At 68.8% G+C, this 26,052-nt stretch carries 20 protein-coding genes and 1 pseudogene; 9 read left to right on the forward strand and 12 right to left on the reverse strand.

The window, feature by feature from the left end:
• Nucleotides 1-16: 16 nt before the first annotated feature.
• Nucleotides 17-427 carry a hypothetical protein gene (locus GLP40_RS10820; protein WP_154787674.1) on the reverse strand — a complete coding sequence of 137 codons (411 nt, stop codon included), beginning with the start codon at nt 425-427 and terminating at the stop codon, nt 17-19.
• A 205-nt stretch (nt 428-632) separates the two neighbouring features.
• On the opposite strand from GLP40_RS10820, the gene GLP40_RS10825 reads away from it, so the two are divergent.
• Nucleotides 633-2,006, forward strand: a complete 1,374-nt coding sequence (locus tag GLP40_RS10825) for an FHA domain-containing protein (protein WP_154787675.1) — start codon at nt 633-635, stop codon at nt 2,004-2,006.
• 5 nt (nt 2,007-2,011) lie between these two features.
• On the opposite strand, the gene GLP40_RS10830 is transcribed toward GLP40_RS10825, so the two are convergent.
• Entirely contained in the window at nt 2,012-5,104 is a 3,093-nt protein-coding gene (locus tag GLP40_RS10830) for an FAD-dependent oxidoreductase (RefSeq protein WP_154787676.1), read from the reverse strand.
• A 257-nt stretch (nt 5,105-5,361) separates the two neighbouring features.
• Here GLP40_RS10830 and GLP40_RS10835 point away from each other — a divergent pair, with 257 nt between their 5' ends.
• The 4 genes from GLP40_RS10835 (at nt 5,362) to GLP40_RS10850 (ending at nt 9,544) form a co-directional block, all read left to right on the forward strand.
• Complete coding sequence (locus tag GLP40_RS10835) at nt 5,362-7,665, forward strand: FdhF/YdeP family oxidoreductase (RefSeq protein WP_154787677.1); 2,304 nt, start codon at nt 5,362-5,364, stop codon at nt 7,663-7,665.
• Nucleotides 7,662-8,474: a formate dehydrogenase accessory sulfurtransferase FdhD gene (fdhD, locus tag GLP40_RS10840; protein WP_154787678.1), complete on the forward strand. Its 813-nt coding sequence runs from the start codon at nt 7,662-7,664 to the stop codon at nt 8,472-8,474. Before GLP40_RS10835 ends, fdhD begins: the two co-directional genes overlap by 4 nt.
• A 99-nt stretch (nt 8,475-8,573) precedes the next feature.
• Entirely contained in the window at nt 8,574-8,945 is a 372-nt protein-coding gene (locus tag GLP40_RS10845) for a nuclear transport factor 2 family protein (RefSeq protein ID WP_154787679.1), read from the forward strand.
• A gap of 74 nt (nt 8,946-9,019) precedes the next feature.
• Nucleotides 9,020-9,544, forward strand: a complete 525-nt coding sequence (locus tag GLP40_RS10850; RefSeq protein ID WP_328289980.1) for a hypothetical protein — start codon at nt 9,020-9,022, stop codon at nt 9,542-9,544.
• A 460-nt stretch (nt 9,545-10,004) separates the two neighbouring features.
• On the opposite strand, the gene clpX is transcribed toward GLP40_RS10850, so the two are convergent.
• The 7 genes from clpX to GLP40_RS10885 all read right to left on the reverse strand — a co-directional run bounded on the left by clpX (nt 10,005) and on the right by GLP40_RS10885 (nt 17,237).
• Entirely contained in the window at nt 10,005-11,288 is a 1,284-nt protein-coding gene (gene clpX, locus GLP40_RS10855; protein ID WP_154787823.1) for an ATP-dependent Clp protease ATP-binding subunit ClpX, read from the reverse strand.
• A 327-nt stretch (nt 11,289-11,615) separates the two neighbouring features.
• Nucleotides 11,616-12,239: an ATP-dependent Clp protease proteolytic subunit gene (locus tag GLP40_RS10860; RefSeq protein ID WP_154787824.1), complete on the reverse strand. Its 624-nt coding sequence runs from the start codon at nt 12,237-12,239 to the stop codon at nt 11,616-11,618.
• A gap of 106 nt (nt 12,240-12,345) precedes the next feature.
• Nucleotides 12,346-12,936 (reverse strand): ATP-dependent Clp protease proteolytic subunit, encoded by a 591-nt coding sequence (locus GLP40_RS10865; RefSeq protein ID WP_154787680.1) that lies wholly within the window; start codon nt 12,934-12,936, stop codon nt 12,346-12,348.
• A gap of 235 nt (nt 12,937-13,171) precedes the next feature.
• Nucleotides 13,172-14,581, reverse strand: a complete 1,410-nt coding sequence (gene tig, locus GLP40_RS10870; protein WP_328289981.1) for a trigger factor — start codon at nt 14,579-14,581, stop codon at nt 13,172-13,174.
• Between the two features lie 247 nt (nt 14,582-14,828).
• Nucleotides 14,829-15,395 (reverse strand): FKBP-type peptidyl-prolyl cis-trans isomerase, encoded by a 567-nt coding sequence (locus tag GLP40_RS10875; RefSeq protein WP_154787682.1) that lies wholly within the window; start codon nt 15,393-15,395, stop codon nt 14,829-14,831.
• A gap of 57 nt (nt 15,396-15,452) precedes the next feature.
• The gene (locus GLP40_RS10880) at nt 15,453-15,788 is read right to left on the reverse strand and encodes a hypothetical protein (protein WP_154787683.1); all 336 of its coding nucleotides are present in this window, start codon (nt 15,786-15,788) and stop codon (nt 15,453-15,455) included.
• A gap of 180 nt (nt 15,789-15,968) precedes the next feature.
• On the reverse strand, nt 15,969-17,237 hold the full coding sequence (locus tag GLP40_RS10885; protein ID WP_154787684.1) for a DUF7373 family lipoprotein: 1,269 nt from the start codon (nt 17,235-17,237) through the stop codon (nt 15,969-15,971).
• 264 nt (nt 17,238-17,501) lie between these two features.
• Between GLP40_RS10885 and GLP40_RS10890 the strand changes: the two genes are divergently transcribed.
• Both GLP40_RS10890 and GLP40_RS10895 read left to right on the forward strand, forming a co-directional pair.
• Nucleotides 17,502-19,091, forward strand: coding sequence for a 3' terminal RNA ribose 2'-O-methyltransferase Hen1 (locus tag GLP40_RS10890; RefSeq protein ID WP_154787685.1), 1,590 nt, complete (start codon nt 17,502-17,504; stop codon nt 19,089-19,091).
• Nucleotides 19,091-21,670 carry a polynucleotide kinase-phosphatase gene (locus tag GLP40_RS10895; protein WP_154787686.1) on the forward strand — a complete coding sequence of 860 codons (2,580 nt, stop codon included), beginning with the start codon at nt 19,091-19,093 and terminating at the stop codon, nt 21,668-21,670. The genes GLP40_RS10890 and GLP40_RS10895 overlap by 1 nt, the downstream gene beginning before the upstream one ends.
• 73 nt (nt 21,671-21,743) lie before the next feature.
• Here the strand turns inward: GLP40_RS10895 and GLP40_RS10900 are convergent, their stop codons facing one another.
• Nucleotides 21,744-22,229 carry an NUDIX domain-containing protein gene (locus GLP40_RS10900; protein ID WP_154787687.1) on the reverse strand — a complete coding sequence of 162 codons (486 nt, stop codon included), beginning with the start codon at nt 22,227-22,229 and terminating at the stop codon, nt 21,744-21,746.
• Nucleotides 22,230-22,441: 212 nt separating this feature from the next.
• Here GLP40_RS10900 and GLP40_RS10905 point away from each other — a divergent pair, with 212 nt between their 5' ends.
• Nucleotides 22,442-23,203, forward strand: coding sequence for a hypothetical protein (locus GLP40_RS10905; protein ID WP_154787688.1), 762 nt, complete (start codon nt 22,442-22,444; stop codon nt 23,201-23,203).
• A 354-nt stretch (nt 23,204-23,557) separates the two neighbouring features.
• Here the strand turns inward: GLP40_RS10905 and GLP40_RS10910 are convergent, their stop codons facing one another.
• Complete coding sequence (locus GLP40_RS10910) at nt 23,558-24,151, reverse strand: TetR/AcrR family transcriptional regulator (RefSeq protein WP_154787689.1); 594 nt, start codon at nt 24,149-24,151, stop codon at nt 23,558-23,560.
• Nucleotides 24,152-24,265: 114 nt separating this feature from the next.
• Here GLP40_RS10910 and GLP40_RS10915 point away from each other — a divergent pair, with 114 nt between their 5' ends.
• On the forward strand, nt 24,266-25,168 hold the full coding sequence (locus GLP40_RS10915) for an alpha/beta fold hydrolase (RefSeq protein ID WP_154787690.1): 903 nt from the start codon (nt 24,266-24,268) through the stop codon (nt 25,166-25,168).
• A gap of 7 nt (nt 25,169-25,175) precedes the next feature.
• Here the strand turns inward: GLP40_RS10915 and GLP40_RS10920 are convergent.
• Nucleotides 25,176-25,979, reverse strand: a pseudogene (locus GLP40_RS10920) (DUF1542 domain-containing protein).
• Nucleotides 25,980-26,052: the final 73 nt, after the last annotated feature.

Below are 26,052 nucleotides of genomic sequence, written 5' to 3' on the forward strand. Positions count from 1 at the left end.
CGACGGCGAACAGCGCTCAGTTGGCGACGCCGCAGCCGGAGCCGGTCGGCAGGCCGGTACCCACCTGGATGTCGACGTACGGGAAGACGTCCGCACTGTCGCGGTGGTACTGCCAGATCTGGAGCCGGTGCGGCCCCGCGGTGGCGGGCGTCCAGTGCACCTGAGCCAGCGCACCGGACGGATTGGCGTAGCCGAAGGGAACGCCGTTGTCGTAGAAGACGACCGGCGTGACCGGGTCGTCCACATAGCCGTCGATGGCGTAGGTGCAGCCGGTGCCGTAATTGGTCGCCGAGCCGAAACTGATGCCCGGGTCGATGCCGACCCGGGTGGCCGTGGCGCCGACGGGTGCGGCCAGTGCGGCGATGGTCGCGAGCGCGGCGCAGCCGGACGCGACGGCCGTCGTGGTCCTGATGATCGTGCCCATCATGATTCGGTCCTCATCGGTGCTGCCGGGGCCGGGTGCGCCGGCACGATGCCTCGATCCTCGCGCCCGGGTAGGGAATTCGGGCCGCATTGCCGCAAACCGGCGAGTTCCATGTCGCCGACGATGATCGGGGCGGCCGTATGCCTCGGTCATGGAACGGACCTATGCTTGGCTGCGATGTTGTGAGCGCCGGAAAAGGGAGGCGCGGATGGGTCGAATTCCGACGACGGTCGGGTTGGTGCCGGGGGCGGGGCTGGTCGCCCGGTTCGGCGTCGTGGTCATCTTCCTGCATGGTGAAAGCCCGTCCACGGACCGGATTCTCGGTGCCGCGGAGACCGCCGCGGGCGCCGCGGATCCGGGGGTGGCGGTCGCGCAGCGACTGGCCGCCACGGTCTTCACCAGCAGTTCCGCGCAACCGCCCGCCTTCGGGGTGGTCGCGCCGACCGCGGGCGGCATCCTGATCCTGCTGCGCGGCGCGGTGACGGCCGCGGTGGACGGGCCGGAGGGCGCCCGCACGCTGTCCGGGGAGCGCGCCATGACCTGGGCCGACGAGATCGTGCGGGATCCGGTGCGGCGGCTCACCGTGGTCGCCGACGGCGCGGGCGGCGAGATCGCGCACACCGACCTGCGGTCCGGGGTCGTGGTGGGCGGCGGTTTCGTCCTGCACGCCCCGGTCTCGGGGCTCGCGGCTCCGCGCACCGGCGAGACCAAGCCGAAGGCCGCCCCGATTCCCGACGCGACCCGGCGCGCCCCGATACCCACGCCCTCGCATACGCGTTTCTCGGGGCCCGTTCCCGCGAAGGGCACGGAAGCCGGCCGTGGACGGCCGGTTTCCCCGGCGCCGGCGGAATCCGCCCCCGAGCCCGCGCCGCCGCGCAATGCCGCCACGACTCCCGCCCCCGGCTCACGACCCGGTGGCGGTTCCGGATCGGATCAGCCCGCGGGCGTGCTCGACGAGAGGATGCGGATCGAAACGCAGGCCGACCCCGAACCCGAAACACGGGCGACACCCGCCGAGCGCCCGTCGCCGGAGCGGCCGCACGGACTGCGGGCGGCCGGCCCGGACCTGGAGAAGCCGCCCGCCGATTCGAGCTCTCCGGCGCGGCGTGACGATCGCCCGGACCCGGAGGATCAGCCGCCGACCGCCGCCTACGTCCCGGGGCCCGACAGCTTCGAGGATCCGTCGGCCCGTGGTGCCGCTGGACCTCCTTCGCCCACCACGTCCGCGATGGCCGCCGGGGGTGGCGCGCTCACCAGCATGGAGGGCGCGGTGTATCCGCTGGATCGCCCGTACGTGATCGGGCGGGATCCCATGATCGATGAGGCGGTGCGGCGGGCGGTGGCCTCGCCCATCGTGATCGCGCGGGATCGGCACGTGTCGCGGGTGCACGCTCGGGTGTTCGTTCAGAACGGCCTGGTGTACGTGCGGGACGCGGGAACGCCGGGCGGGACGTTCGTGGCGGCTCCCGGTGCGGCGGACTGGGTTCGGGTGGGGCAGCAACCGATGGAGTTGCAGGTGGGATGGAGCCTGCGGATCGGCGAGCGGATCCTCACCTACCGAATCTCGCAGACGTCCCCGTAGCGGCGTTATTGCAGTGCCGACCAGTCTCCCCGCTGTAGGGCATCGCGGGCGACCGGCGGAATCTCCTTCCGCGCGTGCACGGCCTGCTGGGCGGCGGCCACATCGGACGGGTGATGGCCCAGCACGATCGCGCCGACGGCACGACCGCGGGAGATCACGAGGCGGCGGTAGGACCGCCGGGGTGAATCGTCGACCACGATCACCTCGTCGTGCTGCCCCGGCTCGACCTGCCCGATGGCGAACAACTCCAGCCCGACGCCCTTGAGGATGGTCGCGGGCGTCTCGGCCGTGAGCACCTGATCGCCGCCGAGGGCATTCACCGCGGCGGCCTGCGCCTGTTCCGCGGCGATGGGCCACAGGCCGAGCACACGGTCCCGATGTTCGGCCGCGTCTCCGGCCGCGTACACGTGCGGAGCGGCCGTGCGCATGCGGTCGTCCACGAGAATGCCCCGCCGGACCGGGATTCCGGCGCGAGCGGCAAGCTCGGTATTGGGGCGGATGCCGGTGGCGGTGAGGAATACCTCGCACGGCAGGACGGTGCCGTCCTTCAGGACCACGGACCGGACCGGATCGGAGTCCCGGCCGGGCCCGTGCGGGCCGCCGGGTTCGACGGCTCTGGAATCGGCTGTCAGCGCGGCGGTCTCGGCCCGATGCCGAACCTCGATCCCCGCCCGGGTGAAGTGGTCCGCGACGATGGCCGACGCGCGCGGATCGAGCTGCTTGCCGAGCAGCCGCTGTCCGCGTTCCAGCACGGTGACGCGTAATCCCAACTGGTGCAGGGCATATGCGGCCTCGAGGCCGAGCAGGCCGCCGCCCGCGACCACGGCGCGGGTGCACGACCGTTGCTGGGCGTAGGCGCGGATGTTCATGGCGTCCCCCGCCTCGCGGAGCACGAAGCTGCCCGGCCGGTGCAGTCCGGCGATCTCGGGAAGCGCGGCGGAGGCGCCCGTCGCGAGGATGAGCCGGTCGTAGGGCAACACCTCACCGGTGCCGAGGTGGACGCGCTGGGCACGCGGATCCAGGTGCGCGGCGAGGGTATTGAGCCACGGCGTGATGCGGTGGTCCTCGTACCACTGCTCGGGCAGCAGGTGCAGGCCCTGCATGGCGGAGCGGCCCGGGATCAGGCGGGAGATGCCCATGCGGTTGTAGAAGTCGTGGGATTCCCGGCCGACCAGGTGGATTTCGCAGTCGGGGTGGCCGCGGCGCAGGAAGTCGGCGGCGGTGACGCCCGCGATGCCGGTGCCGATGACGACCAGACTCATCAGCGAGCGATCGAAAGACGCTGGGCGATCACCGTTTCCGCGCCCGGGCTGTGGGGTGAGCGATACCCGCACGCCGCCGCCGTTCACGCGAGCGCAGCAGGCCATGCGGGTGTTGTCGGCGAAACCCAGCCGCCGCAGGGTGTTCCGCTCGTCGGCGGTGGGTTCGCAGAGCTGCCCGGCACCCGCCAGGATCGCCACCGGGTCCGCCCCGCAGACGCCCATCCGGCATCCGGCCTCGAGCGGCAGATTCGCTTTCTCGGCGAGATCGAGCAGACTCACGCCCGGTTCGGCCGCCACGGCCTGGCCCTCGAAATCCACCGTAGCGGCCGGAGATGCGGATTTTTCGACGTCGGCCCGCGGACGCGGGAAGGGCAGCAGGACCGGTTCGGCGCGCGTGCCCGTGGTGAGCGCGTACTGGAGTTCGCTGACCCGGGTGCGGGCCAGGAACAGCAGGGTGGCCGCCAGCACGACGAGGCTGATCGGCCAGCGCAACCAGGCCACCCCGTCGATCGCGGTGACGGTGGTGAACGAGCCGAGCAGCACCGGACCCGCGAACCAGTAGAAGCCGTTGAGGGCCACGGCCGCGTACACCGCCGACAGCATGGCCGTGCTCACTCCGGTCAGCGCCTCGACCACGAAATAGACGCCGACGGCGACCAGCAGCGCCAGCCCGAGCGTCAGATACCGTTGCGGCACCGACACTCCCGGATATCCGGCCAGCGCCAGGAATCCGAGCACGAATCCGGGCAGCGCGGCGGCGAACAGCTTGCGCGGCGCACTCCAGCCGCGGTCCGGATCGGCCATATCGGCCTGGTAGGCGGCGCGCGGTTTGAAGTCGAAGCAGTTCTTGGCGCAGCCCACGCACGGGTCGCAGTGATTGTTGGCGACGGTGACGAACGGCGTCTGACCGTAGGCGCGCTGCAAGGGGAACAGCGGGCAGATGCTGCTGCACCAGCCGCTCTTGCCCTTGAACGCGACACCGCCGGCGAAGGCGGCCAGCAGCACCACGGAAAGCACTGCGCCGGTGGCGATTCCGCTGCGGTCCAGTCCGGCGATCCGCGATCCGGCGATCCCGAAGAACAGCGCGACCGCGATGAGATAGCCCCGCTGCTGCCACCACACCGGCGGAGTGAGCGCACGGGTGAACCGGAAGAGCCGAGGCAGCTGATTGGTGGCGGCGAGTGGACAGGTATTGCGCCACAGACCCGGTGCGATCAGGAACAATCCGGGCAGCAGCGGCACGACGATCTTGAAGAACACGAACAACCCGCCAGCGGGCCGCACGAACAGGGCGACGATGAGCGCCAGGTAGGCGGCGATGCTCACGAAGCGCGCCGCCCGCCAGAGCGGCAGCGGTATCCGGCCCGGCAGTTCGGTGAAGGCGGGGAACGGGTTTCGCTCCCCGGTGGGATCGATGCCGAGCACCCGGTTGGCGAGGGCCACCCAGATCGGGGGTGTCGGTTCACTGCCGGGTGGGCGGGGTATCCGGCCCGAGGGCCCGAGCACGGTTTCCGAGGAATCGTGCTCGCCCGGTTCGATGGTCGGCGCGTGCAGCACCAGGATCTCGCTGCGACCCAGGCGCACCACGTCGCCGGTGACCAGTTCACGCCGCCCGGTCAGTGCCACGCCGTTGACGGTGGTGCCGTTGCGGCTGCCCAGATCCACCACGGACAGGGCGGTTGGGGTCGGCACCAACCGCAGGTGCTGCCGGGAGACCCCGCCGTCGGCCAGGACCTCATGGCTGCCGTCGCGGCCGAAGACGAGGGGCCCGTCCAGCATCCGCCGCCGCGCGGGCCGTCCCCACTCCCGGATTTCGATGACCGGCCGCCCCGCCATGCTTCCCCACCTCATTCCCCGCCGCGGACGTCGATCTCGCCGCGCTCATGCGTATATCGCCTGGATCCGGTCCCACCATTACCATCGCGCGTCCGGCGGGGTGCTTGCCCCGCATCCGAGAGATGGTCAGGCGCGCTCCCGCAGCAGGGGCACCCGCACACAGCGGCAGAGCTCGCCGACCCGTCGGCGTGCCCCGCGACCTACGATGCGAAGACCGACGGGAACGCGCCACCGCGCCGGAGAGGACAATCGGGACCATGCATCGTGCCGCGCCCAAGACCGATATCGACGAGTCCGCGCTGACGGTCAGCGCGCCGAAGACCGAGGCCGCGGGCGTCAAGGCGGTCACCGTCGCGCTGGAGCGCGCGGTCGAGGAGATGGGCGTGGTGCGCACCGCGCGCACGCTGGCCCGGGTGAATCAGCGGCACGGCTTCGACTGTCCGGGCTGCGCCTGGCCGGAACCAACCGGTCGGCGTCGAGCGGCGGAATTCTGCGAGAACGGGGCCAAGGCCGTCGCCGAGGAGGCGACCCTGCGCATGGTCACTCCCGAATTCTTCGCCGAGCACTCCGTCGAGGACCTGGCCGGCAGGTCCGGCTACTGGCTCGGCCAGCAGGGCCGCCTCACCCACCCCATGGTCCTGCGTGAGGGCGACACCCATTACTCCCCCCTCGGCTGGGACGAGGCCTACCGCCTCATCGCCGACGCCTTGCGCGGCTTGGACTCCCCCGACGAGGCCGTCTTCTACACCTCCGGTCGCACCGCCAACGAGACCGCCTTCCTCTACCAACTGCTGGTCCGCAGCTTCGGCACCAATAACCTGCCCGACTGCTCCAATATGTGCCACGAGTCCTCGGGCACCGCGCTCACCGGCTCGATCGGCATCGGCAAGGGCTCGGTGACCATCGACGACTTCGCCAGGGCCGACCTCATCATCGTGGCCGGGCAGAACCCGGGCACCAACCATCCGCGCATGCTGTCGGCGCTGGGTGAGGCGAAGGCACACGGGGCCACGGTGATCGCGGTCAACCCGCTGCCGGAGACCGGGCTCATCGGCTTCAAGGACCCGCAGACGGTCGAGGGGCTCACCGGCGGTATCACCATCGCCGACGATTTCCTCCAGATCCGCCTCGGCGGCGATATGGCGCTGTTCCAGGGCCTGGCCAGGCTGCTGTTCGAGGCGGAGGACCGCGCACCCGGCACCGTCGTGGACCGCGCCTTCGTCGACGCCCACACCGCGAGTTTCGCCGAATACGAAAAGCACATGCGCGCCGTCGATCTCGGCGTCGTCGAGCAGGCCACCGGGCTCACCCGCGAAGATCTGGACCGCACCGCGAAGCTGCTCGCCGAATCCAAGGCCACCATCATCTGCTGGGCCATGGGCCTGACCCAGCAGGTGCACGGCGTGGCCACCATCGAGGAGGCCACCAACCTGCTGTTGCTGCGCGGCATGATCGGCAAGCCCGGCGCGGGTGTGTGTCCGGTGCGCGGCCACTCCAATGTGCAGGGCGACCGCACCATGGGCATCTGGGAGAAGATGCCCGATGCCTTCCTCGACGCCCTGGACCGCGAGTTCGGCATCACCAGCCCGCGCGAACACGGCTGGGACACCGTCGATTCGATTCGCGCCATGCGCGACGGCCGCGGCAAGGTGTTCTTCGGCATGGGCGGCAACTTCGTCTCCGCCACCCCCGACACCGAAGTCACCGAGGCCGCGCTGCGCAACTGCGCACTCACCGTGCAGGTGTCCACCAAACTCAACCGCAGCCATGTGGTGCACGGGCGCACCGCGCTCATCCTGCCTACCCTGGGCCGCACCGACGAAGACCTGCAGGACGGTGTGCGCCAACAGGTTTCGGTCGAGGACTCGATGTCCATGGTGCACCTGTCCACGGGCCGGCTGAACCCGGTCAGCGATCAGCTGCGCAGCGAAGTCGCCATCGTGTGCGAACTGGCCGAAGAATTGTTCGGGCCCGGTCACCCGGTAACGTGGAGCGACTTCCGCCGCGACTACGACAAGATCCGCGACGCCATCGCCCACGTCGTGCCCGGCTGCACCGATTACAACCAGAAAGTCCGCGGCCGCAACGGTTTCCAGCTCCCGCATCCGCCGCGCGACGCCCGCGAATTCCGGACCACCACCGGCAAGGCCAACTTCGCCGTCAACGACCTGCACTGGCTGCCGGTCCCCGAGGGCCGGCTCATTCTCCAGACCCTGCGCAGCCACGATCAGTACAACACCACGATCTACGGCCTCGACGACCGCTACCGCGGCATCCACAACGGGCGGCGGGTGGTGCTGATCAATCCGGCGGACATCACCGCCCTCGGGTTCGCCGAGGACGACCTCGTCGATGTCATCTCGGAGTTCGAGGACGGCACCGAACGCAGCGTCACCGGATTCCGTCTGGTCGGCTACCCCACGCCGCGCGGCAATGCCGCCGCCTACTATCCCGAGACCAACCCTTTGATCCCGCTGGACCATGTCGCCCGGCGCTCCAATACGCCCGTCTCCAAGGCGGTCACCATCCGCCTCGAGCGCCACACCCACGTCACCGCATGAGCCGAGTCACCGCCCGCCGCCGCACCCTGCGTATCTCCCCCACCGGCGCCATCACCCGGCCCGACACCCTGGCCGTGGAGGAACCGCTCGAAATCCGCACGGGCGGACAGGCGCTGACCGTCACCATGCGCACACCCGGCGCGGATATCGACCTCATCCACGGCTTCCTCTACGCCGAGGGCATCATCGACACGGCCGAGGACATCGTCAGCGCCCGCTACTGCGCCGGCACCGACGAGAACGGGCAGAACACCTACAACGTGCTCGACGTCCAACTCCGGACCGCGGTCCCGGTGCGGCCCAGGCCCTTTCTCACCAACAGCTCCTGCGGGCTGTGCGGCAAGACCGCCCTCGACGAGGTCCGAACCCGCATCCGCCACGACATTCCGGCCGCTACGCCCCGCATCGATGTGGACACCCTGGCCAAGCTGCCCGCCGAACTCCGTTCTCGCCAGCAGGTTTTCGACGCCACCGGCGGCCTGCATGCCGCGGGCCTGTTCACCGCGGCCGGCGAGGTGCTGGCGGTCCGCGAGGACATCGGGCGGCACAATGCGGTCGACAAGCTGATCGGCTGGGCGATCCGTGAAAACCGGCTCCCCGCCCACGATCTCGTCCTCATGGTCAGCGGCCGGGCCTCCTTCGAACTGGTCCAGAAGGCCGTCATGGCGGGCATTCCGCTGCTGGGCGCGGTCTCGGCCCCCAGCTCGCTGGCCGTGGATCTGGCCGCGGACTCCGGCCTCACCCTGGTCGGTTTCCTGCGAGGCGAGACCATGAACGTCTACACCGGCGAGGAGCGCCTCGCGCTGTGACCAGCGCGCGTTCCATAGGGTGAGGCAGCGGGGTTCTTTTGCGCGCTCCGGCTGTTAGGCTCCGCATTAGAACACGTTTCAATTCGATGGGAGTCTTCCATGGCAGCGCAGCCCCGGGATGTGGTCGAGCAGTATGTGAAGTTGGTGGCCACCGGGCCCACGTCGGCAATCGTGGACCTGTACGCCGAGGACGCGGTGGTGGAGGATCCGATCGGGACGCCAGAGCGCCGCGGCCACGAGGCCATCGGAGAGCTCTACAAGGCGCTCGAGAATCTCGAGCGCGAGACCGAACTGCACACCGTGAAGGTGGCGGGCAACCAGGTCGCCGCGTCCTTCACCCTCGTCACCGTGTCCAACGGGCACCGGATGACCCTCTCGCCCATCGACGTCATGGAGCTGAACGACGAGGGCAAGATCACCAGCATGCGGGCCTACTGGGGTCCGGATGATCTGAAAATGGAGCAGATCTAAGCCGCGGGGCTTGTCCCCTCCCGCTTCCCGAATTACGGTTTCAGCACAGTGATTCGGCGAGGGCGGGAGGGCCTGTGCGGATCTCGTTACGCGGCACCGGCGACGGGGTGCGGGTCAGCATGCGGCTGGAGATCAACCGCGGGCGCTGGATCGCCCTGCTCATCATGCTCGGCGTGCTCACCGCCACGGGTGTGATCACCGGGCTGTGGGCCATCGTGGCACCCGAATCGTTCTACACCAGCTTCCCCGGATTCGGCCTGCACTGGGTGCGCGCCGACGGTCCGTACAACCATCACCTGGTCGGCGATGTCGGGGCCTTCTTCCTGGCGCTGGCCGCCATTTCCGGGGCCGCGGTCTACTACCGCGACAGCGTCATCGCCCGCGTCGCCGGGCTCGGATGGCTGGTCTTCGGCGTGCCGCACTTCATCTACCACGCCTTCCATCGCCCGGAGACGATCGGCGGGTTCGACTTCGCCCTCGAACTGCTTGCCGCCCTGGCCCTTCCGGCGCTCGGCCTGGCCATTCTGTTGGTCGCCCCGCGCGAGCGCTTCCCGGTCCCCGAGCCCGCCCCCTTCACCTTCAAATTTCCCCGCCGATGATCCGCCGCCGATGATTTCCCGGCCGTCGCACCGTCGTAACAGGTGACCCGGCCGCACCGATTTTCGGAGTAACGGAGTAAAGGTTCAACGGCGAACCACGGGGGATCAATGGCGATCCTCGCCACGGGCGCGATCGGCCGCGCCGACCGTCACCGACTCCGCGACCCTCCGAAGCAGAGGGTGCACAGGAGAACAAGCAAGGAACTGCCCGGTCACCCGGTTCGTCACCGTCGACAGTGACCGTCGAGCAATCCGGGTGGACCGGAGTGGATCCGAGCGGAGGATTCGCGCACGGCGGCTGGTCCACGCCCTTCGGCAAGCAAGCCGGGTTCATTCCGAGCATATGAGGCCGAAGCCCGAGCACACACAAGAAACCGGCTCCGCGAGAAATTCTCGCGGAGCCGGTTTCTTGTTCTCTCGGCAGGGGTTTCGGGGACTCCCCTGAGAGCCCTGGAGTTGCCTATGCCGACTTCTCGCGGCGCTCGGGGCCGGACTGACGCTTGCGGGGGACGATCGTCGGCAGGACGTTGTCGTTCACCGTGTCGGCGTTGACGACCACCTTGGCCACATCGTCGCGGCTGGGGATGTCGTACATGACCGGGAGGAGCACCTCTTCCATGATGGCGCGCAGGCCACGCGCGCCGGTGCCCCGCAGAATCGCCTGATCAGCGACGGCTTCCAGAGCATCCTGGGTGAACTCCAGATCGACGCCGTCCATCTCGAACAGGCGCACGTACTGCTTCACCAGGGCGTTCTTCGGCTCGGCCAGGATGCGGACCAGCGAGTCCTTGTCCAGGTTGGTCACCGAGGCGACGATGGGGAGGCGGCCGATGAACTCGGGGATCAGACCGAACTTGATCAGATCCTCGGGCATGACGTCGGCGAAGTGATCGGCGGTGTCGATCTCGGCCTTGGACCGGACCTCCGCGCCGAAACCGATGCCGCGCTTGCCGACCCGGTCCTGGACGATCTTCTCGAGACCCGCGAACGCACCGGCCACGATGAACAGCACATTGGTGGTGTCGATCTGGATGAACTCCTGGTGCGGGTGCTTGCGGCCGCCCTGCGGCGGCACCGACGCCTGCGTGCCCTCCAGGATCTTCAGCAGCGCCTGCTGCACGCCCTCGCCGGACACGTCGCGGGTGATGGACGGGTTCTCCGACTTGCGGGCGATCTTGTCGACCTCGTCGATGTAGATGATGCCGGTCTCGGCGCGCTTCACGTCGTAGTCGGCGGCCTGGATCAGCTTCAGCAGAATGTTCTCGACATCCTCGCCGACGTAGCCGGCCTCCGTGAGCGCGGTGGCGTCCGCGATGGCGAACGGCACGTTCAGCATCTTGGCCAGGGTCTGCGCCAGATAGGTCTTACCGCAGCCGGTCGGGCCGAGCATGAGGATGTTGGACTTCATCAACTCGACCGGTTCGCCCCGGGAGTCGCGGCCCTTGTCCCCGGCCTGAATTCGCTTGTAGTGGTTGTAGACCGCCACCGCGAGCGTGCGCTTGGCAGCGTCCTGACCGATCACGTATTGCTCGAGGAAATCGCGGATCTCCGCGGGCTTGGGCAGCTCATCCAGCTTGACCTCGCTGGATTCGGCGAGCTCTTCCTCGATGATCTCATTGCAGAGGTCGATGCACTCGTCGCAGATGTACACCCCCGGTCCCGCAATGAGCTTCTTGACCTGCTTCTGGCTCTTTCCGCAGAATGAGCACTTCAACAGATCGCCGCCATCACCGATGCGCGCCATCTCCTGGGTCCCTACTTCCTTGTCCGCGTGCAACCGTCTGTCCCCGGCTGCCGGCGAGCTGCCTTCTTCGAGCGTAAGCCGCGACCCCTGAGTGTGCGGATCCGGCAATTCGGCTGTGTGTATCCACGGTGCCCATTACAAACACCTGTGTTGGATGCAGAGGCAGAGCCGACAACCACGAGCAAAGGTCCCTAGAGTGACCGTACCCGCTTCGGCTGACCGAGGTCGACAACTTGGGCACGTTTCTCACCGGACATGTGCGTGGACTCACCCCTGCCGGGGTGGCGGGGACGCCTGGGACACACAGAACCCCGCCACCCGCCCAGCTCACTTCTGGGCGCTGAGCTTGCGGTACTCGAACACCGTGTCCACGATCCCGTATTCCTTCGCCTCCTCGGCGGTGAGGATCTTGTCGCGATCGGTGTCCTTGCGAATGGTGTCCGCGTCCTTGCCGGTGTGGCGAGCCAGCGTGGTCTCCATGAGGCGACGCATGCGCTCGATCTCGGCGGCCTGGATCTCGAGGTCGGAGACCTGGCCCTGGATGCCGCCCGAGGTGGACGGCTGGTGGATCAGGACGCGGGCGTTGGGCAGCGCGGCGCGCTTGCCGGGGGCGCCGGCGGCGAGCAGCACGGCCGCGGCCGAGGCGGCCTGGCCCAGGCAGACGGTCGCGACATCGGCGCGCACGTACTGCATGGTGTCGTAGATGGCCATCAGCGCGGTGAAGGAACCACCGGGCGAGTTGATGTACATGGTGATGTCGCGGTCCGGATCCAGGGATTCCAGCACCAGCAGCTGCGCCATGATGTCGTTGGCCGAGGTGTCGTCAACCTGCGCGCCGAGGAAGATGATGCGCTCCTCGAACAGCTTGTTGTAGGGGTTGGACTCCTTGACACCGAAGCTCGAGTGCTCGACGAACGACGGCAGGATGTAGCGGCCCTGCGGCATCTGCATCTGGTTGAGCGAGGAACCGGCGGCAGCGAAGGTGATGCCCGCGGCCCGCGGATCGATCATGTTGGACATACGCGTCTCTCCAAAGTCTGTGTAATGGGCTGCGGAACTACTTGCTGCTGCTGCCGTTCGCCTGGCTCGCGTGGGTGACCACATGGTCGATGAACCCGTAGTCGAGCGCCTCGGCGGCGGTGAACCAGCGGTCGCGGTCGGCGTCGGCGGTCACCTGCTCGATGGACTTACCGGTGTGCTGCGCCTGCAGCTCGTTGAGTTCGCGCTTGGTGTAGGCGAACTGCTCGGCCTGGATGGCGATATCGGCCGCGGAACCACCGAGACCGGCGGAGGGCTGGTGCATCATGATCCGCGCGTGCGGCAGCGCGTAGCGCTTGCCCTTCGTGCCCGCGGCGAGCAGGAACTGCCCCATCGAGGCGGCCAGTCCCATGCCGACCGTACGGATATCGCATTCGGCGAACTGCATGGTGTCGTAGATGGCCATGCCCGCGGTCACCGAACCGCCCGGGGAGTTGATGTAGAGCGAGATGTCCTTGGTCGGGTCCTCGGCCGACAGCAGGAGAATCTGCGCGCACAGCTTGTTGGCGATGTCGTCGTCGACCTGAGTACCCAGGAAGATGATGCGCTCGCGCAGCAGGCGCTCGTACACCGAATCACTGAGGTTCAGACCAGCAGTCGCGGATGTCATGCGCACCCCTGCCTGATGAATTGTCACGGATACCTGCCCTCTCTCAACGGCTCGGTTAACAAGCCCCTACTGATTCGCTGACACAAACCCTAACGAAGCAGGGCGGCACCGAACTCCCGGTACCGCCCTGCTTCGCTCACAGCGCAAACTTACGTCAACACTTCATGTTCCCGCGGCCGGGGGCTCTCGGGGGTGTCACGCCCCGGGGCCCCTGAGCACAGGCCGTGTCGAATTCTTACTTGGCCTCGGCCTCGGCCTCGGCGGCCTCGGTCGCGTCCGCGACGGTGGCGAGCTCCTCGGCGGAGACCTCCTCGGCCTCGTCGGCCGGGTTGCCGAACATCTCGGTGGTGTCCACGGCGTTGCCGGCGGTGTCGGTGACGGCGGCCTTGACCACGACGCCGGCGAGGGCCTTGCCGCGGCGGACGTCGGCGAAGACCGCGCCCAGCTGACCGGCCTGCTGGATCTGCTGGATGAACTGATCCGGCGACATGCCGTAGCGCTGCGCCTGGAAGATGATCCGCTCGTACAGCTCGTCCTGGCCGACCTGGGTGTTCTCGGCCTCGGCGACGGCGTCGAGCAGCAGCTGGGTCTTGACCGACTTCTCGGCGGCTTCCTTGGTGTCCTTCTTGAACTCCTCGAGGGAGGAGCCCTGGGCCTCGAGCGCCTCGGCCAGCTTGGCCTCGTCGTGGTCGAAGCCGTGGACGGCGTCGTGTTCGACGGCGTCGATCTCGGCCTTGACGACGCCCTCCGGCAGCGGGATCTCGACGGTCTCGAGCAGCTGCTCGAGCACCTTGTCGCGGATCTCGCCGGCCTGCTGGACCTTCTTGACCCGCTCGACGCGGGTCTTCAGGTCTTCCTTCAGCTCGTCGATGGTGTCGAATTCGCTTGCCAGCTGGGCGAATTCGTCATCGGCCTCGGGCAGCTCCCGCTCCTTGACCGACTGCACGGTCACGGTGATGACGGCGTCCTTGCCCGCGTGCTCGCCGGCGACCAGCTTGGAGGTGAAGTCCTTGGACTCGCTCTCCTTCAGGCCGATCAGGGCCTCATCCAGGCCCTCGATGAGCTGGCCGGAGCCGACCTCATGGGACAGACCGGTGGTGGAGGCCTCCTCGACGGTCTCGCCGTCGACGGTGGCGGACAGGTCGATGGAGACGAAGTCGCCGTTCTCGATGGCCCGCTCGACCGACTTCAGGGTGCCGAAGCGCTGACGCAGCGACTGCAGCTGCTCGTCGATGTCCTCATCGGTGATCTCGATCGGGTCGACCGAGACGGCGATGGAGGAGTACTCCGGCAAGGTGATCTCCGGGCGGACGTCGACCTCGGCGGTGAAGGCCAGCTCCTGGCCGTCCTCGATCTTGGTGATCTCGATGTCCGGCTGGCCGATGACCTTCGCCTCGGTGGCGACGACGGCCTCGCTGTAGCGCTTGGGCAGCGCATCGTTGACGACCTGCTCCAGCACGGCGCCGCGGCCGATACGGGCCTCGAGAAGCTTGGCCGGCGCCTTGCCCGGACGGAAGCCCGGGATCCGAACCTGCTGCGCGAGAGCCTTGTAGGCGCGGTCGAAGTCCGGCTTCAGCTCCTCGAAGGGCACCTCGACATTGATGCGGACCCGAGTCGGGCTCAGCTGCTCGACGGTGCTCTTCACGGACATGCTCCTTGTTCGTTGTTCATGGTTGACGTCTAGGTTCCCCCCGAACGCATCCCGACCAGGTTAGTCGACCGGCATCCGAGGCACGCAATCGGATACGTAGGGGACACGACGACTGATCCGGCGCGGATGGCAGTGACTCGCCGGGGCCGCCCGAGACCCGACCCGGTACTGACCGGCGGCCCGGAGCGAGATGGGAGGGCGGCACCCGACTACCGGCGGAAACTCCGGGGAGTCGGGGAAGTCAGCTACCGACCTTGACGGCGTCGGTGACGAAGACCAGGGTCTCGTACGGCTTGATACCGCGCCCGCCCGCGCCGTAGCCCAGGTCCGGCGGGACGATGAGCAGTCGGCGCGCGCCCTGTTGGACGCCGACCAGGCCCTGATCCCAACCCTTGATGACCTTGCCAGCGCCCAGCGGCAGGTCGAAGGGCTCGCCGCGAGTGAAGGAACTGTCCAGAACCTTCTTGTTCGACCAGGTAACCAGCGTGTAGTTCATGGTCAGCTGGTCGCCGGCCTTGGCGCCCGGGCCGCTGCCCGGGACCAGGTCTTTCACGATGAGCTGCTTGGGCGGATCGCAGTCGTCCGGGATGGTGATCTTGGGAGCCTCGCCGAAGCCGCCGTCGACCTTGATGTCGTCGGCGGTGCACTCGCGGCCCTTGCTCTGGGTGGCGGTGGCGGCCGTGCTGGTCGCGGCGGTGGTCGTGGAGGTAGACGCCGCCTTGTTGTCGCCGCTGCTGCCGCAGCCCGCCGCCAGCACCGTGGCGGCCGCGATCGCACCGATCACACCGACCTTGCCCACCAAGCGCATTCCCGCTCCCGTCCGTCTGACCCGGATTGCCGCGAAGATTGCGGCGTCGCGCCGAACCTACACGGTGGGATCGGCACCCGCCGAGCAGGGCGCGGCCGCGAGAGTTTTCGACCGCTGCGCCGATGACCAAGCGAAATTCATCGAGGGACTGGTCCGCACCCAGGATAATCCGGCGCAATTGCGGCCAGGCCAGCGTCCAGCGCCGACCAACCCGAGGCTGGAGAACAGCAGGTTGCGTGGATCGCCCGCGGTCATGGCGGATTCGGCGGCGGCGACCTTCTCGAAGTTGGTGGCGGATGCGGTTCTCTCGTCGGGAGCCGCCGAAACATGCAGGCACTCGGCGGTTCTACCGAAATGGAGTGCGCCGGTGAGGGGCAGGAAGCGTAGCTCCACGCCTGCTTCCCGTCCGTGACGCCTGCTTCCCACCGGTTCCGCGCACTGTCGGGGGACGGGCCTAGGCCAACGATCAGCCGCGGGACCTGAATATCGAGCGAGTTCCCCAACCCGATGCGGCGGAGCAGTCCTACGGCGTCGCGCACGTTGTGATCCGGAGGCGGCGCCGGGGCGGGCGCGCTAGCGGCCGGTGACCAGGACGGCGTACTGGGCGGCGGCCATTCGGTGTACGGCTTGCTCGGTCGGGCCGGATACCAGCGCCAGGTAGCGGCCGTCCAGCACCAGGCAGGTGTAGTCGTGGTCGCCCGCCTGCGAGTTCACACCGAAACCGCGCAGACAGACGGCGTCCGGAACGCCGTCCGGCGGGGCCGCGAGGGATCGGGTCGCGCCCGGCTCGGACAGTCTGCGCAACGCCTGCCGGGCGGCGACGGCGTCGGGAAAACGCAGCAGTTGCGCGGAATCCGCGATGGCGACGGCCTCGACCGGGATGCGGGCGGTGTCGCCGGGCCGGTTGATCCGGAGGTCGGCGACGATCGGGCCGTACACCACGCCGGTCGCGCGCCGGGGGCCGCCCCAACCCGCGATGAGCTGGTACTCGTCTTGGAACAGCCTGGGGTACGGCCATTGACCGGGTTCGGCGGGCAGCAGGCGAGCCAGCATGCCGCCCGGATCGAGCGGCAACGCCGAGAGTGCCTCGGGCGTAGTCGGTGTGAACGCGTCCAGCCGTGGAAGTTCCGCGTCGAAGGTGGCGGTGGCCAGCGCCCTCATGGCGGCACGGTCGGTGGTCTGGTTGGTGATGAACAGGCTTACCACGTAGGGACCGTGGGCGAGGGTCGCGGCCATCGTCGGGACAGAGGGTCGCCAATGTCCGTACGTCGCAAAGTAATCGGGGAACCGAACGGTGACATTGTCGCGATTGACGGCGAAGTCGAAGGCGTCGATCTCCCGGGCCGCATCGATGGCCGCCATATTGTCGCGCATGCGCAGGACCGTGATGCGCACCGATCGGATCGGGCCGGACTCCGGTATACCGGTCGCGTCGATCTTCGGCATGCCGGTCGGATCGTCGGTGCCGCCGATGCTGAACCCGGCCAGCATCCCGTGAGCGGTGAGCGTCGATCGGGTCGCGTCGGCGAGAATGCCGACCGCTTCCGTCGGAGACGGGACCGGTATGGCCGAGATCCGCGACAGGGCGGGGTCGACCGCCCGGGGCGAAACGACGGCTTCGGCCATGCGCACCGATTCCATCAGCCGTCCATAGGTTTCACCGGCATCCGGCGGTGCGGTGAGGGGACTGCCGCTGTAGCCGCCGAGATCGAGAGTTCGCAGTTCCGGCGTCGCCACCCGCGGCGCGCCCGCGATCGTGCAGGCGCTCACCAGTACCGCGACCGAGACCAGCGGTAACCTTCCGGCGTAACCGCGCCGGATCGTCGAATCAGTTCGGCGCATCCCGCCACCACCCGTCGTACAGGTTCGCTCCGGGCCGCCGGATCATCTATCGCCGTGTGCTGGTGTGAGCTTCGCGCCATGCTGTCGAAATGTCGGCGAGATCCTCCCCCGGACGCGCCTTTTCGAGTGTGATCGCATTCATTGCGGGCGGCAACCGTTCAGCGGGAGATCGCGACCGGTCCGTGACAATTCGCGAACGACACGGCATTCTCCGTAGACGGAAATGTGTTTGCGACCACTCCCAGCCTACGGGAGCATCTCAGGATGCTGTTGACGATTTCTTGTACGCGACCCGTGGGGGCCGAATGGCCCGCCACCGATCTGGGGTACCTGCTGCACAAGAATCCTTCGCGCATACAGACTTTCGAGCAGTCCTACGGAGTGGCGCACGTCCTCTACCCGGAGGCGCGCGACGAGCGCTGCACGGCCACGCTGATGCTGGAGATCGATCCGGTGCGGCAAGCGCGGGGAAACGGAGCGGGGCGTGGGAAGTCCAAGGGCACGCCGGAATTCAGCCTCGGCCAGTATGTCAACGATCGGCCGTACGCGGCGTCTTCGCTACTGTCCGTGGCCATTTCGACGGTTCTCGGCACCGCCCTGCACGGTCGCTGCACGCAGCGGCCGGAACTGGCCGAAACCGCGCTGCCACTGTGGATCGAGCTCCCGGCCGTGCCATGCAAGGGCGGGCCGGAGTACGCCGAGCGGGTTTTCGCGCCGCTGGGCTGGACCGTCGCGGCCGCTCCCCTCCCGCTGGACCCGGCCTTCCCCGAGTGGGGCGACTCGCATTGTCTGCGGCTCGAACTCACCGGGACCCTGCGGCTGGCCGATGCGCTGTCGCACCTGTATGTGCTGTTGCCGGTACTCGACGGCAGCAAGCACTACTGGCTCGACAGCGCCGAGATCGACAAGCTGCTCCGCTTCGGCGAGGGCTGGCTCACCGAGCACCCGGAGCGCGAGTGGATCACCCGCCGCTACCTGACCCGGCGTCACACCCTGGTTCGCACCGCGCTGGCGCGCCTGGCGGAATTGGACGACGCCGAGCCGGAGGAACTGGACGCCATCGAGGACCTCGGCGACGACGTTGTGGCCGAGAGCGATTCCGGTGCGACGGCGGACTCGGCCGACGACACCTCGGCGGAGCCGACCGGGAACGATGCCGCGGCGACCGGGTGCGCGCTCGCCAACGGCGAGCGCGGTCCCTCGCTGGCCGTGCTGCGCCGCGCGGCCGTGCATCGGGCACTGCTGGAGCTCGGGGCGCACCGAGTGCTCGATCTCGGATGCGGGCAGGGGTCGCTTCTGCGGGAACTGGTGGCGGACCGGGCTTTCGGCGAGCTCGTCGGGATAGATGTGTCGATGCGGGAGTTGAAGATCGCGGCGCGGCGGCTGCGGCGGCTGCCGGAGTGGCAGGCGCGACGGATCACCGTGTGGCAGGGAGCGCTCACGTATACCGACGCCTCGTTGCGGGGGTATGACGCGGCCGTGCTCATGGAGGTGATCGAGCACGTGGACGCGTCTCGGCTGAAGGCGCTGGAGCACGCGGTGTTCGGTGCGGCGACTCCGGGCGCCGTCGTCGTGACCACGCCCAACAGCGAGTACAACGTGCGCTATGGCGGGCTCGCGGCCGGCGCTTTCCGGCACTCGGATCACCGATTCGAGTGGAGCCGGGCAGAATTCGCCGAATGGGCGCACCGGGTCGGTGAAACGTATGGGTACGCCGTGCGATTTGAGCCGATCGGGCCCGAGGATGCGGAAGTGGGGGCATCGACACAGATGGCCGTGTTCACGAAACAGGATGCCGTGCTCGCCGACGAGGAAACCAAGCGCGACGATGGCGACGAGAAAGGGGCCGCGTAATGGCAGAGCTGTCCATCCCGGTGCTGTCGCTCGTCGTGCTGATCGGCAGCACGGGTTCCGGAAAATCCACCTTCGCGCGCAAGCACTTCCGGTCGACGGCGGTGCTGTCCTCAGACGCCTATCGGGGGCTGGTGAGCGATGACGAGGCAGATCAGTCGGTGACCGCCGAGGCGTTCGACCTGCTGCACCACGTGGCCGGCGTACGCCTGCGGCGCGGGCTGCGCACCGTCGTCGACGCCACCAATGTGCAGCCCAAGGCACGGCAGGCGCTGGTGGAATTGGCGCGCGCCCACGACGTGCTGCCGGTGGCGATCGTGCTCGACGTGCCGGAGGACGTGTGCGTGCGGCGCAATGCCCTGCGTGTGGACCGCGCGGATCTCGGTCCACACGTGGTCGGCCGCCACCAGCGCGACCTGCGGCGCTCGTTGAAGTTCCTGGAGCGCGAGGGTTTCCGCAAAGTGCATGTGCTGCGCGGCGTCGAGGAGATCGACGCGGCCACCATCGTGGACGAGCGGCTGTGGAACGACAAGACCGATCTCACCGGACCGTTCGACGTGATCGGAGATGTGCACGGCTGCCGCGGCGAGCTGGAAACGCTGCTGGGCGAACTCGGCTACGCCATCGCCCGGGACGCGGACGGGCGCGCGGTGGACGCGCGGCACCCGGAGGGGCGCACGGCGGTGTTCGTCGGCGACCTGGTCGATCGGGGGCCGGATACGCCCGGCGTGCTACGGCTGGTCATGGGCATGGTCGGGTCCGGAAACGCTTTGTGCGTCACCGGAAACCACGAATTCAAGCTGGTGCGCGCACTGGACGGCCGCCGCGTGAAGGTGGCGCACGGCCTAGCCGAGTCGCTGACCCAGTTGGAAGCCGAGGATGCCGAATTCCACAAGGCCGCACACGAATTCATGCGCGGGCTGGTCAGCCACTACGTCCTCGACGGAGGCAAGCTGGTGGTCGCGCACGCGGGCCTGAAGGAGGAGTACCAGGGCCGCACCTCGGGTCGGGTGCGCGAGTTCGCCATGTATGGCGAATCCACCGGCGAGACCGACGAATACGGGCTGCCGGTGCGCTACCCGTGGGCCAATGACTACCGTGGCAAGGCGCTGGTTCTCTACGGCCACACACCGATGACCGAACTCGTATGGGTGAACAACACTCTGTGCCTGGATACCGGCGCGGTGTTCGGCGGCCGCCTGACCGCCCTGCGCTACCCGGAGCGGGAGCCGGTGTCGGTTCCGGCCGAACAGGTCTGGTTCGAGCCGGTGCGCCCGCTCGAGGCCGCCACCTTCGCCACGGGCGAGGCGGTGGTGCGGCGGGATCCGGGCGTGCTCGATTTGGACGACGTGCTGGGCCGGCGTGTGGTGGAGACCCGCCACCTCGGCCGGGTCACCGTGCAGGAGGACGCCGCGAGCGCCGCGCTCGAGGTGATGAGCCGCTTCGCCGTGGACCCGCGCTGGCTGGTGTACCTGCCGCCGACCATGTCGCCGTGCGCCACCTCCACGCTGGACGGCTATCTCGAGCACCCGGCCCAGGCCTTCGAGTACTACCGCTCCGAGGGCGTGGACACCGTGGTGTGCGAGGAGAAGCACATGGGTTCGCGTGCGGTCGTGGTCGTTTCGCGGTCGGAGCGGGCGGGCCGGGACCGGTTCGGCATCGAGGACGGCAGCACCGGCGCGGTGTACACCCGCACCGGCCGCCCCTTCTTCGACGATCCGGCGCGGACCGAGACGCTGCTGGCCCGGGTGCGGGCGGCGGCCGAAACCGCCGGGCTGTTCGAGGAATTGGACACCGACTGGTTGCTGCTGGACACCGAACTGCTGCCGTGGTCGGCCAAGGCGCTGGGGCTGCTGCGCACCCAGTACGCGGCGGTCGGCGCGGCGGCGCGCGCCTCGCTCGCCCGGGCCTCCGAGGTGCTGGCGACCGCGGCCGAAAGAGGTTTGGCGGTAGGCGATCTCGCCGCGCGCACCGAGGCGCGCCGGGCGGACGCCGATGCCTTCACCACCGCCTACGGCCGTTACTGCTGGCCCACCGATGGCCTCGACGGCGTGCGTCTGGCCCCGTTCCAGCTGCTGGCCGCGTCCGGCGCGAATTACGCCGGGCGCGACCACAATTGGCACTTGGAGCGCATCGACCGCCTGGTCGCCGCCGATCCGGAGTTCCTCACCCCGACCGGTCGCCGCCTGGTCGACCTCGCCTCCGCCGAGGCCGAGGCGGCCGCGACGACCTGGTGGACCGAGCTCACGGCGGCAGGCGGCGAGGGCATGGTGGTCAAGCCGCTGGGTTCGCTGCTGTCCGGCAGCGGCACCCGTAGCGGGCGGCCGGTGCAGCCGGGCGTGAAATGCCGTGGGCCGGAATACCTCCGGATCATCTACGGCCCGGAGTACCTGCGTCCCGACCAGCTGCACCGCCTGCGCCATCGCGGTCTCGGCGGCAAGCGGTCCATGGCGCTGCGCGAATACGCGCTGGGTCTGGAGGCGCTGGACCGCTTTGTCGCCCGCGAGCCGCTCTGGCGCGTCCATGAGGCGGTGTTCGCGATCCTTGCGCTGGAGACCGAACCGGTCGACCCGCGCCTGTAGATCGGCCGTGTGGCCGCCGAACCTGCCGCGGCTCCCGGCCCACTGTCCTGCGGCTACAGGGGTCTCGGCGCGACTAGTCGGTTTCCGCGGCCAACTGCGTGCTCAGCCGTTGGAGGTATGGCCGCTGGCCCTTGCCCAGCTTCTCTTCGGCGGTGGCGAGATCGAACCAGGCCATCCGGTCGATTTCGGGGAATTCGGCGATTCGTCCGGAGCGCGGAGGCCATTCCAGCTCGAAGGTGCCCGGTACCACCAGTGCGGGGTCGAGGTCGCCCTCGACCGCCCAGACGGTGAGCTGCTTTTTGCTGCTCCCGCTGCCGTAGCGGACGTCGCCGAGCGGAATCCACTCCCCCTCGGGCACGGGCAATCCGAGTTCCTCGCTGAATTCCCGGCGGGCGGCGTCTCGCGCCTGCTCCTCGCCGGGGTCGTACTCGCCTTTGGGGATGGACCAGGCGGAGGCGTCCTTCTTCGCCCACAATGGGCCGCCCATATGCCCGATCAGCACTTCGAGGCCGCCGGCGCGGCGGAACAACAGGACGCCGGCGCTGTATCTGACGCTCATGGGTAGGAGTTTGCCGAATCGGCGCGCGCACGCGCACGTGGGGCGCTATGGTGGGCGACACTGCGGCAACCCGGACGTTGGGGATTATTTCCCGATAACGGACGAATATTTCCCGCTTGCCCTTTTGCGCCCGAAACCTGTTCGGCAGCATCGATTTCCATTAAGCTCCTGGGTTCGGATCGGCCCACACCTGATGACGGATTGGATACCGCATGGAGTTCCGCAACACCTGCGCGACTGCCACCCTGGTGATCGGTGCACTCGTGACCCAGGCGGCCGCGCTATCGGTCGTCACCGGCCCGGCGAGCGCCGAACCGGCGCCCGGCCTCGTGTACTCGGCCAAGCTGGTGGACAAGACGGTCGTCACCACCCTCAAGGGCGGCACGTTCGAGCTGTCGCAAGCATCTGCCACCGATCCGGCGGCCACCGGCTCGGACCCGGCGGCCAGGCCCGTCGACGTGGTGAACGTGAAAGACGGCGACGGCAAGGTGCTGCTCACCCTGCCGTTGGAATTCCACCTCGGACCCGTCGACATCCCGGTCAAGCCGGAGGTGCGGAAGGACGGCACCGTGCTGGCCCTCACCCCCGACAAGCCGGCCGGGGTGCCCCTGTCACAGCCGCTGGTCGTGAAGCCGGTGGCCTCGCAGGTCGAGAACGACCGCGCGCTCAGCAACTTCACCACCCAGTTCAGCCTGGCCACCACCATCGGCACCTTCGTCGGCACCGCCATCGGCGCGACCATCGGCTGCCTCGTCACCCTGGTGGCCGGGTGTGTCCCGGGACTGACCACCGGCGCCGCCGCGGGCGGCATTATCGGCAGCATCGCCCTGGGCGGCCCCACCCTGATCGCCTCCGGCATCGACCTGCTCTCCACCATGCAGGCCGCCGACGGCACCACCAAGTGGGCCGACAAGACCACCACTCCGACGCCCGCGCCGCAGGCGGCTCCCCAGCCCGCGGAGCCGAGCAACTAGACCCGCGGGACCGGCCCCGCACCGACACAGCAGCGTGGTGCCGCGCCTGTCCAATCCGAGCCTGCTGAACACGCCGTCCAGATCGGTGTTGCGTTCGGCGATAGTGCGCGGCCCGCCCCTCCGGGGCCGCCTCGCCCCCGCCGAGACCGTTGTCCGCGATCTCGGGCGGCGCGAAACATCCCGCCGCCGGGCCGAGCTCTCCAGCGCGGCGCGAGGATCGCCCAGCCCCGGACGAGCCGCCGACCGCCGCCTGCGTCCCGATTGCGGCGTGAGCACCAGGTCCGTCATCCGATCGATTCCGAGACCGACTGCCGTGAATTCCGTGCGGTGTCACCGGGTTCGGTGTCTGGATGCCTAGACGCGTAGACCGTTCACCAAGGCCAGGACCGCGGGTTCGGTGCGGGCGCGGGCGGTTTCGGGATCGTCCGAGTTGGCGATGAACATGGCGGCCTCGCCGAGAGCGGAGAGGATCATCAGGGACAGGGGGCGAACATCGAGGTCGGCACGCAGGGCGCCCGCTTGGATGCCGGCTTCGAGGCCCGCGACGACCAGGCCCAGGCCGTACTTCTCATCGACCGCGCGCCATTCCTGCCAGCCGAGCACCGAGGGAGCGTCGATGAGAGTGATGCGGACGCGTTCGGGGTCGACGCAGGAGAGCAGGAAGTTGTGCAGACCGGCTTCGAGGACGGCCATGGGGTCGGAGGGCGGCGCGTCGGCCATGGTCTCGGCGACCTGCTGCAGGATCTCCTGCTGCACCTGTTCGTAGACCGCGCGGAACAGGTCCTTCTTGTCCTTGAACTGGTGATACAGCGCGCCGCGCGAACTGCCGGCGCGCTCGACGATCTCGGGAGTGCCGACCGCGGCATAGCCGCGTTCGGCGAACAGTTCGCGCGCGGCGGCCATCAGGTTCGCGCGGGTCGACTCGGATCGTTCGGCTTGCCTGATCATCGACACCTTTCTGGCTCGGTGGGTGGATCGTAGCGCGCGACCATTGAAAACAGGCAGCCTGTTTGTTAGTTTGAAGACCTCATCACCGTCTCTGCTCCATGAGGAGTCATCCAGATGACGCACACCATCACCCCCGAATCCCGAGCCGGCTGGCGCGACCCCGCCCTCGGCACCCGACGTGAACTGTCCCTGCCGCAGGGGGCGCTGACCGTATTCGACACCGGCAGTGGCGACCCCCTCGTATTCGTGCACGGACTCCTGGTCAACGCCAACCTGTGGCGCAAGGTCATCCCGGCGCTGGCAGGCGAATTCCGCTGCGTGGCAATCGATCTGCCCTTCGGCTCGCACACCACCGCCATGCCCGCCGCCGACCTCTCCGCCCCCGGCCTCGCGCAACTGGTGATCCAGGCCGTCGAACAGCTCGACCTTGGCCCGGTCACGTTGGTGGGCAACGACTCCGGCGGCGCAGTGAGCCAACTCGTGGTCGCCGCCCGCCCGGATCTTGTCGCCCGGCTGGTGCTGACCTCCTGCGATGCCTATGAGAATTTCCCGCCGCCGTTCTTCGACTATCTCGGCCTGGCCGCCCGCACCCCGGGCGCACTCGCCTGCCTGGCGCTGAGTATGCGCATCCGCCCGGTGCGCCGCCTGCCCATCGCCTACGGCCGGCTGGCGCACGGTCCGATCGAGCGTGCGGTCAGCGACTCCTACGCCCTGCCCGTCTCCGCGAAAGCCATCCGCGAGGATGTCCGCCGCGCCATCGGAGGTCTCGACAGCCGGTACACCCTCACCGCCGCAAAGACTTTCGCCGATTTCGAGCAGCCGGTGCTGTTGGCCTGGTCGGCCGGCGATCGATTCTTCCCGGACCGCTACGCCGAACGCCTGGCCGCCGAATTCCCCGACGCGCGCATCGAATGGATCCGCGACTCGTACACCTTCTCACCCGAGGATCAGCCCGCCCAGCTGACCAGCGCGATCCGCGTCTTCCTCGACGCGACGCGCGCCGACACCCGGCAGTGACCGGGCGTCAGAAGTCGCCGTCGAATCCGCCGAAATCCCCGCCGCCCAGGTCCGCGCCGGGGTCCATCCCGCCCTGGTCGTAGGCGCCCTGGTCGTAGGCGCCCTGGTCGTAGGCGCCCTGGTCGTAGGCGCCCTGGTCGGACCCGCCGTCGGCATATCCGCCGTCGGCGGCGTCCAGGCCCGCCTGATAGCCGTCGCCGTAGCCGCTTTCGAAGGCGGCCGCGTCGTAGCCGACACCGGACATACCGCTGAAGAGGGCATCGAACAGGACCGCGGAGCCGACACCTCAGGCGCCGGCGACGAGCGCGGTCTTCCACCAGGGCTCGGAATACCAGCCGGCTGGAACTGGACGGCCCGCGACACGGCCACCCGGGTAGTAGTTCGGGGTGGTGGCCGACGGCGTGGGCGAGGCCTCGATGCGGCGGCCGTCGAAGTCGATCGCCCGATCCTCGGTGACCCGACCGGCGCTGCGCTGTCCGTCGAGCTCGGGCACGGCCGGTCCGGGATCCATCCCCATGGCGGAACGGGCAGCGCGCACGTAGTAAAGGCCTTCGAGCGCAGTCTCTTTCGCCAGCCGTGCCTGGGCGGGCGTGCCGGCCTGCTCGATCTGCGAGCCCGCGGCGTTGAACCGCTCCCCCGCGTCGGCGAGGGCCTGCTTGGAGGCGTCATCCGTGCCGGCAAGGCTGTAGACCTGCCCGCCGAGACGTTCGATCACCCGTCGCGCATCGGCCTTGGCATCCGCGAGCTGCGCCGTGGTCCGCGACCGTTGCGTACGGCTGACCACCACGACGGCCAGCAGCACAACCACCATGACACTGAGCAGAACGACGACCGTAGCCACGCGACCAGCCTACGCGGCAGAATTCGCCGATCAGTTGCTAACT

Source organism: Nocardia aurantiaca, assembly GCF_009708175.1.
Taxonomy (GTDB): domain Bacteria; phylum Actinomycetota; class Actinomycetes; order Mycobacteriales; family Mycobacteriaceae; genus Nocardia; species Nocardia aurantiaca.

What these genes read in the sequence shown, in the direction of transcription:
- GLP40_RS10825 (WP_154787675.1), top strand. Translation starts at nt 633, where the DNA reads ATGGGTCGAATTCCGACGACGGTCGGGTTGGTGCCGGGGGCGGGGCTG.
- GLP40_RS10835 (WP_154787677.1), top strand. Translation starts at nt 5,362, where the DNA reads ATGCATCGTGCCGCGCCCAAGACCGATATCGACGAGTCCGCGCTGACG.
- GLP40_RS10820 (WP_154787674.1), bottom strand. Translation starts at nt 427, where the DNA reads ATGATGGGCACGATCATCAGGACCACGACGGCCGTCGCGTCCGGCTGC.
- GLP40_RS10895 (WP_154787686.1), top strand. Translation starts at nt 19,091, where the DNA reads ATGGCAGAGCTGTCCATCCCGGTGCTGTCGCTCGTCGTGCTGATCGGC.
- GLP40_RS10830 (WP_154787676.1), bottom strand. Translation starts at nt 5,104, where the DNA reads ATGGCGGGGCGGCCGGTCATCGAAATCCGGGAGTGGGGACGGCCCGCG.
- GLP40_RS10865 (WP_154787680.1), bottom strand. Translation starts at nt 12,936, where the DNA reads ATGACATCCGCGACTGCTGGTCTGAACCTCAGTGATTCGGTGTACGAG.
- GLP40_RS10890 (WP_154787685.1), top strand. Translation starts at nt 17,502, where the DNA reads ATGCTGTTGACGATTTCTTGTACGCGACCCGTGGGGGCCGAATGGCCC.
- fdhD (WP_154787678.1), top strand. Translation starts at nt 7,662, where the DNA reads ATGAGCCGAGTCACCGCCCGCCGCCGCACCCTGCGTATCTCCCCCACC.
- GLP40_RS10845 (WP_154787679.1), top strand. Translation starts at nt 8,574, where the DNA reads ATGGCAGCGCAGCCCCGGGATGTGGTCGAGCAGTATGTGAAGTTGGTG.
- GLP40_RS10875 (WP_154787682.1), bottom strand. Translation starts at nt 15,395, where the DNA reads ATGCGCTTGGTGGGCAAGGTCGGTGTGATCGGTGCGATCGCGGCCGCC.
- clpX (WP_154787823.1), bottom strand. Translation starts at nt 11,288, where the DNA reads ATGGCGCGCATCGGTGATGGCGGCGATCTGTTGAAGTGCTCATTCTGC.
- GLP40_RS10885 (WP_154787684.1), bottom strand. Translation starts at nt 17,237, where the DNA reads ATGCGCCGAACTGATTCGACGATCCGGCGCGGTTACGCCGGAAGGTTA.
- GLP40_RS10860 (WP_154787824.1), bottom strand. Translation starts at nt 12,239, where the DNA reads ATGCAGATGCCGCAGGGCCGCTACATCCTGCCGTCGTTCGTCGAGCAC.
- GLP40_RS10905 (WP_154787688.1), top strand. Translation starts at nt 22,442, where the DNA reads ATGGAGTTCCGCAACACCTGCGCGACTGCCACCCTGGTGATCGGTGCA.
- GLP40_RS10900 (WP_154787687.1), bottom strand. Translation starts at nt 22,229, where the DNA reads ATGAGCGTCAGATACAGCGCCGGCGTCCTGTTGTTCCGCCGCGCCGGC.
- GLP40_RS10915 (WP_154787690.1), top strand. Translation starts at nt 24,266, where the DNA reads ATGACGCACACCATCACCCCCGAATCCCGAGCCGGCTGGCGCGACCCC.
- GLP40_RS10910 (WP_154787689.1), bottom strand. Translation starts at nt 24,151, where the DNA reads ATGATCAGGCAAGCCGAACGATCCGAGTCGACCCGCGCGAACCTGATG.